The sequence below is a fragment of the Pseudomonas veronii genome, from assembly GCF_001439695.1.
Taxonomy (GTDB): Bacteria; Pseudomonadota; Gammaproteobacteria; order Pseudomonadales; family Pseudomonadaceae; genus Aquipseudomonas; species Aquipseudomonas veronii.
The window spans coordinates 53,952-65,657 of record NZ_JYLL01000036.1 but is presented as its reverse complement, the minus strand read 5'-3'; the positions used below and the strand labels follow the sequence as shown (position 1 = coordinate 65,657).

The 11,706-nt window shown below is 62.1% G+C and carries 10 protein-coding genes; 7 read left to right on the top strand and 3 right to left on the bottom strand.

Annotated elements, in window-relative coordinates; all coding sequences use genetic code 11:
* Positions 1-200 precede the first annotated feature (200 nt).
* On the bottom strand, positions 201-608 hold the full coding sequence (locus TU80_RS27655; protein ID WP_017846829.1) for a PA2817 family protein: 408 nt from the start codon (positions 606-608) through the stop codon (positions 201-203).
* A 74-nt stretch (positions 609-682) separates the two neighbouring features.
* Positions 683-3,130 (bottom strand): acyl-CoA dehydrogenase, encoded by a 2,448-nt coding sequence (locus TU80_RS27650; protein ID WP_057005850.1) that lies wholly within the window; start codon positions 3,128-3,130, stop codon positions 683-685.
* A gap of 202 nt (positions 3,131-3,332) precedes the next feature.
* Here TU80_RS27650 and TU80_RS27645 point away from each other — a divergent pair, with 202 nt between their 5' ends.
* The 4 genes from TU80_RS27645 to TU80_RS27630 all read left to right on the top strand — a co-directional run bounded on the left by TU80_RS27645 (position 3,333) and on the right by TU80_RS27630 (position 6,509).
* On the top strand, positions 3,333-3,992 hold the full coding sequence (locus tag TU80_RS27645; protein WP_017846831.1) for a transglutaminase-like domain-containing protein: 660 nt from the start codon (positions 3,333-3,335) through the stop codon (positions 3,990-3,992).
* A gap of 56 nt (positions 3,993-4,048) precedes the next feature.
* Positions 4,049-4,666: a glutathione S-transferase family protein gene (locus tag TU80_RS27640; protein ID WP_017846832.1), complete on the top strand. Its 618-nt coding sequence runs from the start codon at positions 4,049-4,051 to the stop codon at positions 4,664-4,666.
* A gap of 134 nt (positions 4,667-4,800) precedes the next feature.
* Positions 4,801-5,733: an ABC transporter ATP-binding protein gene (locus tag TU80_RS27635; protein WP_057005849.1), complete on the top strand. Its 933-nt coding sequence runs from the start codon at positions 4,801-4,803 to the stop codon at positions 5,731-5,733.
* Positions 5,730-6,509, top strand: a complete 780-nt coding sequence (locus tag TU80_RS27630; RefSeq protein WP_017846834.1) for an ABC transporter permease — start codon at positions 5,730-5,732, stop codon at positions 6,507-6,509. Before TU80_RS27635 ends, TU80_RS27630 begins: the two co-directional genes overlap by 4 nt.
* Before the next feature lie 69 nt (positions 6,510-6,578).
* Here the strand turns inward: TU80_RS27630 and TU80_RS27625 are convergent, their stop codons facing one another.
* A complete protein-coding gene (locus TU80_RS27625; protein ID WP_046384160.1) occupies positions 6,579-7,124 on the bottom strand; it encodes a TetR/AcrR family transcriptional regulator in 546 nt (181 codons plus the stop codon).
* Positions 7,125-7,215: 91 nt separating this feature from the next.
* On the opposite strand from TU80_RS27625, the gene TU80_RS27620 reads away from it, so the two are divergent.
* The 3 genes from TU80_RS27620 to TU80_RS27610 all read left to right on the top strand — a co-directional run bounded on the left by TU80_RS27620 (position 7,216) and on the right by TU80_RS27610 (position 11,598).
* A complete protein-coding gene (locus TU80_RS27620) occupies positions 7,216-8,409 on the top strand; it encodes an MFS transporter (protein ID WP_057005848.1) in 1,194 nt (397 codons plus the stop codon).
* Positions 8,410-8,516: 107 nt separating this feature from the next.
* A complete protein-coding gene (locus tag TU80_RS27615) occupies positions 8,517-9,665 on the top strand; it encodes a TDT family transporter (protein WP_057005847.1) in 1,149 nt (382 codons plus the stop codon).
* Positions 9,666-9,723: 58 nt separating this feature from the next.
* Positions 9,724-11,598 carry an MFS transporter gene (locus TU80_RS27610; protein ID WP_057005846.1) on the top strand — a complete coding sequence of 625 codons (1,875 nt, stop codon included), beginning with the start codon at positions 9,724-9,726 and terminating at the stop codon, positions 11,596-11,598.
* Positions 11,599-11,706 lie beyond the last annotated feature (108 nt).

Sequence of the window (11,706 nt, the reverse complement as noted above, 5' to 3'; positions counted from 1 at the left end):
CATGTACCTATGTAACTATCCACTGGGTAGGCTAGACAGCAGTGCAAGCCGGCTGTCCAGCACCCAGAAACGTAAAGGATGTCCCCGGTCTCGTTTGTAAAGGATGTCTCCGTCTGTACACCCCGATGGCGGTGGATCAGTCATGCACGTATTGGCTGACACACCGCCATCGGGGGCTAGCCCCCTCCCACATTGAATGATCAGTGCTTGCTCTGGTCCTGCGGCATCGCCAGCAGCTGTTTTTCCTGGTTCCAGTCGAACGGTTCGTCGTTCTGTTCGGCTTCAAAGCGACGCTCTTCCAGGGCCTGGTACAGGTCCAGTTCTTCGTCGGGCATGAAGTGCAGGCAATCACCGCCGAAGAACCACAGCAGGTCGCGTGGCACCAGATGGGCGATTTGCGGGTAACGCAGGATGACCTGGCTCATCATGTCCTGGCCCAGGTACTGGCTCTCGATCGGATCGATCGGCAGCAGGGCGCGCAGTTCATCGAAACGCTCCAGGAACAGCAGGTGGCTTTCCTCGGGCACCTGTTCGGCTTCGCCGACGGCAACCAGGATGCTGCGCAGGTGGTCGAGCAAGACGAGATGATCGGCAACGACGTTGGACACGAGATAAGTCCTCAAAGCAAAAACGGGCGCGAGAGTATATAGCTCAAGCGCCCGTAATTATATGGCCTGGGGGATCAGCGGACTTTACCCGCGGCCTGGGCCAGTTCTTCCTTGCTGAAATCATCCACGTCGATCACCTTGCGCCGTGCCGCTTCGGCTTCACGCAGGGTTTGCGCCTCGGCCGGTTGCAGCACCCCGGCGTGCAGTGCGGCGTCGATGGCCGGTTCGCCGGCAGCCGGTTTGACCTGGCCGCTTTTGAGGGCCGCATGCAGTTTTTTCTGCAGCGGATGGCTGGCGGCGAGCAGGTCGCAGGCATGTTGCAGGGCGCCCACCGGGTCTTGCGCCGATTGCGGGCGGTAGCAGCCAGCCAGCAGTTCTTCGAGGGTCGGATCGCCCTTGGCGCGACCGATCACCGCGGCCACTTCGGCATCCAGCGCATCGGACGGGCCGGTATGGCGACGGCCGAACGGGAACACGATGACCCGCAGCAGGCAACCGAGCAGCTTGTTCGGGAAGTTGCTCAGCAGTTCATCCAGCGCGCGTTCGGCTTCGCCCAGGCTTTCTTCCATGGCCCAGGTGAACAGCGGTTCCAGGTGGTCCGGCGAATCCAGGTCGTGATAACGCTTGAGCGCCGCCGAAGCCAGGTACATATGGCTCAGCACATCGCCCAGGCGTGCCGACAGGCGTTCGCGGCGTTTCAACTCGCCGCCCAGCAGCATCATGCTCAGGTCGGCGAGCAGGGCGAACGCCGCAGCCTGACGGTTCAGCGCGCGGAAGTAAGCCTGGCTCAAGCGGTTGCCGGGGGCTTTTTCGAAGTGGCCGAGACCCAGGTTGAGCACCAGGGTGCTGGCGGCGTTGCTCACGGCAAAGCCGATGTGCTGCATCAGCAGGCCATCGAATTCCTTGAGCGCCTGGTCGTGGTCTTCGCGGCCGGCCAGGGCCATTTCCTTGAGTACGAAGGGGTGGCAACGGATCGCGCCCTGGCCAAAGATCATCAGGTTGCGCGACAGGATATTTGCGCCTTCCACCGTGATGAAGATCGGCGCGCCTTGCCAACTGCGGCCCAGGTAGTTGTTCGGGCCCATGATGATGCCCTTGCCGCCGTGGACATCCATGGCGTGGCTGATGCATTTGCGGCCGCGCTCGGTCAGGTGGTACTTGAGGATCGCCGACAGCACCGAGGGTTTTTCACCGAGGTCCACCGCGTTGGCGGTGAGTATGCGTGCGCTGTCCATCAGCCAGGCGTTGCCGCCGATGCGGGCGAGGGCTTCCTGGATACCTTCGAAGGCCGCCAGCGGCACGTTGAACTGCTCGCGTACCTGGGCGTATTGGCCGGTCACCAGGCTGGTGAACTTGGCTGCGCCGGTGCCGACCGCCGGCAGGGAAATCGAGCGGCCCACCGACAGGCAGTTCATCAGCATCATCCAGCCCTTGCCGAGCATGTCCTGGCCACCGATCAGGTAGTCCAGGGGGATGAACACGTCCTTGCCGGAGTTGGGCCCGTTCATGAACGCGGCGCCCAGCGGCAGGTGACGACGGCCGATGTCAACGCCCGGCGTATCGGTGGGAATCAACGCGAGGCTGATGCCCAGGTCTTCTTCTTCGCCCAGCAAGTGGTCCGGGTCATGTGCCTTGAACGCCAGGCCGAGCAGGGTCGCGACCGGGCCCAGGGTGATGTAGCGTTTTTCCCAGTTCAGGCGCAGGCCGAGGGTTTCCTCGCCTTGCCATTGACCTTTGCAGATCACCCCGGTGTCGGGCATGGCGCCGGCGTCGGAGCCGGCCAGCGGGCCGGTCAGGGCGAAGCAGGGAATATCGTCGCCACGGGCCAGGCGCGGCAGGTAGTGGTTGCGCTGTTCATCGGTGCCGTAATGCAGCAGCAGCTCGGCCGGGCCGAGGGAGTTGGGGACCATCACGGTGGACGCCAGGTCGCCGCTGCGGGTCGCGAGTTTCATCGCCACCTGGGAGTGGGCATAGGCGGAGAAGCCTTTGCCGCCGTACTCCTTGGGAATGATCAGGGCGAAGAAACCATGGGTCTTGATGTGTTCCCAGGCGGCGGGCGGCAGGTCCATGGCCTGGCCGATTTGCCAGTCGCTGACCATCGCGCACAGTTCTTCGGTCGGCCCATCGATGAACGCCTGCTCTTCTTCGGTCAGGCGTGCCTTGGGGTAGGCGAGCAACGTGTTCCAGTCGGGGCGGCCGCTGAACAGCTCGCCGTCCCACCAGACGGTGCCGGCGTCGATGGCATCGCGCTCGGTCTCGGACATTGGCGGCAAGACCTTCTGAAACCAACTGAACAGCGGCTTGGTGAAGTATTCGCGGCGCAGGTCGGGCAGCAGCAGCGGCGCGGCGACGATGGCAATCAACACCCAGCAGATCAGCAGCAGCCAACCCGGTGCGTGGCTCCAGGCGCCCATCGCCAGCAGGTATACGGCGACCACGCCGAGGGCGGGCAGGGGCGCGGTGCGGCGGTGTGCCAGGTAGGCAATGCCGACCACCAGAACCAGTATCCACAACAACAACATATTCAATCCTCCGTGAAACCAGGGGCGAAACCACCGTTGAGCTTAGTCGGCATCCGAGAAAGCGCGGTGATCAGGGTGTGGCGAGTTGTACTGGAAGCACCTTGGGATCACCGATCACCAGGCGCCGACATTTGGCCGAATCGTCGTTATCGCTGTGGCGGACCTGTCGTTAGACTCCAGGCTTCCCCCGGAGATCAAACCCATGGAAACGTACCTGAATCCCAGCCGCTTCATCGATAGTGACCACCCTGCGGTGGTGGAGTTCGCCGAAAAACATCGCGGTTCCAGCGCGGATTCAGGTGACCAGGCAGTCAGTCTTTATTACGCCGTGCGTGAGGCGGTGCGCTACAACCCCTATACCTTCAGCCGCGACCCCAACACCCTGAACGCCAGCTTCGCCCTGGCTGCCGGCCAGAGCTACTGCGTGCCCAAGGCCACCTTGCTCGCCGCCTGCGCACGGCACTGCGGGATTGCGGCGCGCATCGGCCTGGCGGATGTGCGCAATCACCTGTCGACGCCACGCCTGATCGCGCTGCTCAAAAGCGATGTGTTCGCCATGCACGGTTATACCGAGCTGTACCTGAACGGGCGCTGGGTCAAAGCCACGCCGGCGTTCAACCAGCAATTGTGCGAGCTGTTCGATGTGCCGCCGCTGGCGTTCGATGGGATCAACGACAGTGTGTTCCACGCCTTCAATCGCCAGGGCAAGCGCTCGATGGAGTACCTGGTGGACCATGGGCAATTTGCGGATGTGCCCGAAGATTTCTTCTTTGCCCACCTGGAGAAATGTTACCCGCACCTGTTTGGCGAGCAGATGCCGAGCGTGCTGGGTGACATGCAGGGCGATTTAAGCCGCCCGTGAACCGGCGTATGCTGCTGCGTTCATCAAGCCATGTTCATCAACAATAAGGCGCGGTCATGCTGAAGATCTGGGGGCGTAAAAATTCATCGAACGTCAGGAAAGTCCTGTGGTGCGCCGAGGAGCTCGGCCTGGACTATGAGGCCATCGATGCGGGCGGGGCGTTTGGCGTGGTGGACACGCCGCAATACCGCGCATTGAACCCGAACGGCCGGGTGCCGATGATCGAAGACGGCGACTTCGTGCTGTGGGAATCCAACACCATCGTGCGTTACCTCTGCGCCAAGCAGGCGTCGAACTGGTACCCGAGCGACGTGAAGGCGCGGGCCAGTGCCGAAAAATGGATGGACTGGACCACCTCGACCCTCGCCGAGCCGTTCAAGGCGGTGTTCTGGGGCGTGGTACGCACCCCGGCGGAAAAACAGAACTGGGACAGCATCAACGCCGGGCGCCAGGCCTGCATCGATGCACTCGGCACCGTGGAGAAGGCGCTCGCCGAACAGCCCTACCTGTCGGGCGACGCCATCGGCATGGGCGATATCCCCTTGGGCTGCTTTGTTTACGCCTGGTTTGAAATGCCCATCGAACGCCCGGCCATGCCCCACCTGGAGGCTTGGTACCAACGCCTGCAACAGCGCCCGGCGTACCGCAAAGCGGTGATGACCGCGTTGACCTGATACTGACTATTAATACAGGTGACTGTACTTGTGCGGCGCGGGCAAGCACCATGTTTGTCATGCGCCGCCGTTGAACGATGCACGGTGTGCCCTCATCTATTGTCCCTATTCCCTTCTTTGGTGCGTATTCCGCTATGAGTTCCGCTCTGTCCATCCGGCAGCTAACCAAAACCTACGGCAACGGTTTCCAGGCCCTGAGTGGTATCGATCTGGACGTTGCCGAAGGTGATTTCTTCGCCTTGCTCGGCCCCAATGGCGCCGGCAAATCCACCACCATTGGCATTCTCTCGACCCTGGTCAACAAGACCAGCGGCACGGTGAATATCTTCGGCCATGACCTGGACAAATCCCCGGCGGCGCTCAAGCGTTGCATCGGCGTGGTGCCCCAGGAATTCAACTTCAACCAGTTCGAAAAGACCTTCGACATCGTCGTGACCCAGGCCGGCTACTACGGCATCCCGTCGAAAATCGCCAAGGAACGCGCCGAGCAGTACCTGACCCAACTGGGCCTGTGGGACAAGCGCGACGTGCCTTCGCGTTCGCTCTCCGGCGGCATGAAGCGACGCTTGATGATCGCCCGCGCGCTGGTCCACGAACCGCGCCTGCTGATCCTCGATGAGCCCACCGCGGGGGTGGACATTGAACTGCGTCGCTCGATGTGGACCTTCCTCACCGAGCTGAACCAGAAAGGCATCACCATCATCCTCACCACCCATTACCTGGAAGAGGCTGAGCAACTGTGCCGCAACATCGGCATCATCGACCACGGCACCATTGTCGAGAACACCAGCATGCGCAACCTGCTGGGCCAGTTGCATGTGGAAACCTTCCTGCTCGACCTGAAGACCGAACGGTCGGCGCCGCCGCAATTGCTCGGCTACCCATGCCGCCTAGTGGACAGCCGCACCCTGGAAGTCCAGGTGGATAAAGCCATGGGCATCACCGCGCTGTTCGGCCAATTGGCGACCCAGCACATCGAAGTGCTGAGCCTGCGTAACAAAACCAATCGCCTTGAGGAGTTGTTCGTGTCCCTGGTGGAAAAAAACCTGGCGAAGGTGGCGGTATGAATTCTGAACTGCAACCCAACCTCATCGCCCTGCAAACCATCGTCTACCGCGAAGTGAAACGCTTTACCCGGATCTGGCCGCAGACCCTGCTGCCGCCGGCGATCACCATGGTCCTGTACTTCGTGATCTTCGGTAACCTGATCGGCCGGCAGATCGGCGGCATGGGCGGTTTCACCTACATGGAGTACATCGTGCCGGGCCTGATCATGATGTCGGTGATCACCAACTCCTACGGCAACGTGGTGTCGAGTTTCTTCGGCAGCAAGTTCCAGCGCTCCATCGAAGAACTGATGGTTTCGCCGGTGTCGCCGCACACCATTCTGATCGGCTACACCTTGGGCGGCGTGCTGCGTGGCTTGATGGTCGGCGTGATCGTGACCTTGTTGTCGTTGTTCTTCACCCAACTGCAAGTGCATCACCTCGGCATCACCCTGGTGGTGGTGGTGCTGACGGCGACGATCTTCTCGCTGCTGGGCTTCATCAACGCGGTGTTTGCCCGCAACTTCGATGACATTTCGATCATCCCGACCTTCGTGCTGACGCCGCTGACCTACCTGGGCGGGGTGTTCTACTCCATTACCTTGCTGCCGCCGTTCTGGCAGACCGTGTCGCTGGCCAACCCGGTGCTGCACATGGTCAACGCCTTCCGCTACGGCATCCTGGGCGTGTCGGATATCCGGATCAGCGTGGCGATCACCTTCATGGTCGTGGCCACGGCGGTGTTGTACATCGGTTGCGCGCGGTTGCTGGTGAGCGGGCGCGGGATGCGGACGTAACGCCGGATTACACGCCGTAAAAAATGTGGGAGCGGGCCCCGTTCCCACATTGGTTTCTGAATAACGTCTTTACCCTTGCAGCGCCAACTCGATCAGCGCGTGCAGCTCATCCACCGCCAGTGGCGCGGGGGAGAACAGAATGCGAAACACCGTCGGCGCCGCGAGCAGGTTGATCAGGCGGTCCGCGCTCGGCGGTGGCGGCGTGGCGTTCGGGTAGCGCTCGACGATCGTTTGAAGCTGCCCGCTCAGGATGCTCACGCAATACCCCGGCGTCTGGCTGGATTGCACATCGCGCATCATGTTGCGCCCCGGCTCCGAACTCATCTCATCCAGGTATTGCTCGGCCCACGCCCGCAGGTCGCCGCGCAGGCTGCCGGTGTTGGCCGGCGCGCTGTCCGGGCGCATGCGCGCCAGGGCCACATCGGCGAGCAACACCGAGAGGTCGCCCCAGCGGCGGTAGATGGTCGACGGCGTGACGCCCGCGCGCGCCGCGATCATCGGTACGGTGACGCTGGACCGCTCATGGGTTTCCAGCAGTTCGCGCACCGCCGAATGGACGGATTCTTGTACCCGGGCACTACGGCCCCCCGGGCGGAGGCCTTCTTTTATCGCCATGCCTGTGACCTTAACACAAAGAATTTGCTTTAAGCGGCGAGCAGTAGCACACTCGACAAAAGCAAAATATTAGCTTTAACGGAGCGTGCCCATGTCCAGCCTCACTTCTCATCGTTCCAGCCTGGTGTTCCTGGCGATCACCTTGCTGACGTTCCTGGCGGCCTCCAGCGCGCCGACGCCGTTGTATCACCTGTACCAGGAGGGCCTGCATTTTTCCTCGGGCATGCTCACACTGATCTTCGGGGTCTACGCCTTGAGCCTGCTGGCGGCGCTGTTGACCGTGGGCTCGCTGTCGGATCACCTGGGGCGCAAGCCGGTGATTTTTGCCGCACTGGCCCTGAATATGCTGGCGATGCTGCTGTTTATCAATGAGAGCAGCGTGGCCTGGCTGATCGCCGCACGGACGCTGCAGGGTTTCGCCACCGGCATGGCCACCGCGGTATTGGGCGCGGCCCTGCTCGACACCGACCGCCAACAGGGGCCGCTGGTCAATAGCGTCGCGCCCTTGCTGGGCATGGCTTGTGGCGCGATGGGCAGCAGCCTGCTGGTGGAATTCGCGCCGCTGCCCACCCAGTTGATCTACTGGACACTGCTCGCGTTGATGCTCGGGCAGGCCATGTATGTGTGGCGTTTGCCGGAAACCGTCAGTCGCATCCCCGGCGCGCTGGCGTCATTGCGCCCGACTTTGCACGTGCCGCCGCAAGCGCGCCGGGCGTTGTGGCTGTCGTTGCCGGTGGACGTGGCGGTGTGGGCCATGGGCGGCTTCTATTTGTCCCTGGCGCCGTCGCTGGTACGGGCGGCGACCGGCTCGACCTCCAACCTGATCGGTGGCGGCCTGGTCGCGGTGTTGACCTTGAGCGGCGCGCTGATGATTTTCAGCCTGCGCAATCGCCCGGCCCACAAGGTCCTGCGGTTGGGCGCCAGCCTGCTGGCCGTTGGCGTGGCACTGATCCTCGCGGCGGTCCACAGCGCCAGCCTGCCGCTGTTTTTCATCGCCACGTTGATCGCCGGCAGTGGTTTTGGCGCGGGCTTTCTCGGGGCCTTGCGCAGTGTGGTGCCGCTGGCCTTGCCCCATGAGCGGGCGGGGTTGATGTCGGCGTTTTACGTGCTGAGCTACCTGGCGTTCTGCCTGCCGTCTTTGCTGGCGGGCAATCTGATCCGCAGTTTTGGCCTCATCGCCACCACGGACGGCTATGGTGTCGTGCTGATCATGCTGACCCTCGGCGCCCTGGCCGGGTTGCTGCGCCAGGATGCATTGCGGGTCGGGTGCAAGGGCAGCGCCTGACGCTATATTGGTAAAATAGATAACAGTTAGAGATATTACCCGTTATATAGATATGCGCTCAGGTTCTACCATGGCCCCAACCTCCTACGAGGAAGAGGATTGCCATCATGACCTGCTCGACCACCCTGAACTACAAACCCTTCAGCCACCTGGCCCGTCCTCGGGAAGTGATCCGCCAGTTCACCCCGAACTGGTTCGCCGCCACCATGGGCACCGGGGTGTTGGCGCTGGCGCTGGCGCAACTGCCGGTCAATCTGCCCGGCATGTACGCCATCGCCGAAGGGTTGTGGCTGTTCACCATCGGCCTGTTCATCCTGTTCAGCGCCTTGTATGCGGCGCGCTGGGTGATGTTTTTCGACGAAGCGCGACGGATCTTCGGGCACTCCACGGTATCGATGTTCTTCGGCACCATTCCCATGGGCCTGGCTACGCTGCTCAACGGTTTGCTGCTGTTCGGCCTGCCGCGCTGGGGTGCTGGCGTGGTGCCGCTGGCCGAAGCGCTGTGGTGGCTGGACGTGGCGATGGCAGTGGCCTGCGGTGTGCTGATTCCGTTCATGATGTTCACGCGCCAGGAACACAGCATCGACCAGATGACCGCCGTCTGGCTGTTGCCGGTGGTCGCCGCTGAAGTCGCCGCTGCCAGCGGTGGCTTGTTGGCGACGCACCTGGCGGATGCCCACGGGCAACTGGTGATGCTGGTGACCAGCTACGTGCTGTGGGCATTTTCCCTGCCGGTGGCGTTCAGCATTCTGACCATCCTGATGCTGCGCATGGCCCTGCATAAGCTGCCCCACGCCAACATGGCCGCGTCGAGCTGGCTGGCACTTGGCCCGATCGGCACCGGCGCCCTCGGTATGCTGCTGCTGGGCGGCGATGCACCGGCGATCTTCGCCGCCAATGGCTTGCCCACTGTCGGTGAAATCGCCTACGGCCTGGGCCTGATCGCCGGGATTACCCTGTGGGGCTTCGGTTTGTGGTGGATGCTGATCGCAGTGCTGATCACCCTGCGTTACCTGCGCGCCGGTATCCCGTTCAACCTGGGCTGGTGGGGCTTCACCTTTCCGTTGGGGGTCTACGCCCTGGCCACGTTGAAGCTGGCGAATGTGTTGCACCTGGGGTTCTTCAGCGTAGTGGGCGGCATGCTGGTGCTGGCGTTGGCGCTGATGTGGCTGGTCGTCGCCAAGCGCACCGTGCAGGGGGCCTATAAAGGTGAGCTTTTTGTTTCGCCGTGTATTGCAGGATTAGGGAATAAGTAAGCGGGATTAGGTAAAGTCGTGGCCTGAAAAAAAACCAGGCCACGCAGGAACACGGACGATGAGCCACCCCTCACAATTCACCTTGCTGCGCACACGGCGCTTTCTGCCGTTCTTCATTACCCAATTACTGGGTGCCTTCAACGACAACATCTTCAAGCAATCGCTGATCCTGGCGATTCTCTACAAGTTGAGCATCGACGGTGACCGCGCCATCTGGGTCAACCTGTGCGCTTTGTTGTTTATCCTGCCGTTCTTCCTGTTCTCGGCGCTGGCCGGGCAGTTTGGCGAGAAATTCAACAAGGACGCGTTGATCCGCGCGATCAAGGTCGGCGAGATCGTGATCATGGCCGTCGGCGCCACCGGCTTTTTGTTCAATCATCTGGAATTGATGCTGCTGGCGTTGTTTGCCATGGGTACCCATTCCGCGCTGTTCGGCCCGGTGAAGTACTCGATCATGCCTCAGGCCCTGCGCGAGGATGAGCTGGTGGGTGGCAACGGCCTGGTGGAAATGGGCACGTTCCTGGCGATCCTGGCCGGCACCATCGGCGCCGGGATCATGATGTCGTCCGCCCATTACGCGCCGGTGGTGGCGGTGGCGATTGTCGGCGTGGCGCTGCTGGGTTACCTGGCCAGCCGCGGCATTCCGCGGGCGGCGGCGTCTTCGCCGCAACTGCGGCTGGACTGGAACATCTTCAGCCAGTCCTGGGCCACCTTGCGCCTGGGCCTGGGGCAGACCCCGGCGGTGTCGCGCTCGATCGTCGGCAACTCGTGGTTCTGGTTTGTCGGCGCGATCTACCTGACGCAGATCCCGGCCTACGCCAAGGAATGGTTGTACGGCGACGAAACCGTGGTGACCCTGATCCTCACGGTGTTCTCGGTGGGCATCGCGCTGGGCTCGATGCTCTGCGAAAAACTCTCCGGGCGTAAAGTGGAAATCGGCCTGGTGCCGTTTGGCTCCTTCGGCCTGACGGTGTTCGGCCTGCTGCTGTGGTGGCATTCCGGCGGCATGCCGCAGAACGTGCAGGCTAACGACTGGCTGGCGGTGCTCGGGTACGGCCAGGCCTGGTGGGTGTTGTTCGATATCCTCGGCCTGGGTGTGTTCGGCGGCTTCTATATCGTGCCGTTGTACGCACTGATCCAGTCGCGCACCGCCGAGAACGAACGGGCGCGGGTGATCGCCGCCAACAACATCCTCAACGCGCTGTTCATGGTGGTCTCGGCGATTGTGTCGATCCTGCTGCTGAGCGTGGCCAAGCTGTCGATCCCCGAGCTGTTCCTGGTGGTGTCGCTGCTCAACGTGGCGGTCAACGCCTACATCTTCAAGATCGTCCCCGAGTTCACCATGCGTTTCATGATCTGGCTGCTCAGCCATTCCATGTACCGCGTCGAGCATCGCAACCTGGAACTGATCCCGGACGAAGGCGCGGCCTTGCTGGTGTGCAACCACGTCTCGTTCGTCGATGCGCTGTTGATTGGTGGCGCGGTGCGTCGGCCGATTCGCTTTGTCATGTACTACAAGATCTACCGTTTGCCGGTGCTCAACTTCATCTTTCGCACCGCCGGGACGATTCCGATTGCCGGGCGTAATGAAGACATCCAGATCTACGAAAAAGCCTTCACACGAATTGCGCAGTACCTGAAGGACGGCGAGTTGGTGTGCATCTTCCCGGAAGGCAAGTTGACCAGTGATGGCGAGATGAACGAGTTCCGCGGTGGTGTGACGCGCATTCTGGAAGAGACGCCGGTGCCGGTGATTCCATTGGCGTTGCAGGGCTTGTGGGGGAGTTTTTTCAGCCGCGACCCTAACAAGGGCTTCTTTCATCGCATTTGGTCGCGCGTGACACTGGTGGTCGGCCAGCCGGTAACGGCGCAGGTAGCGACACCGTCGCACTTGCAGGGTTTGGTCGGGGAACTGCGGGGGGCGGTGAAGTAGCGAGCCGGGTTTACTCGGCATGCGTGCTGCTGGCGAGCGGTGTGGCGCCAGGATGTTCCGGCGTGACGCGGCTCCTTCATGCCCAGTCCGGTAATTTTTCACTCTATT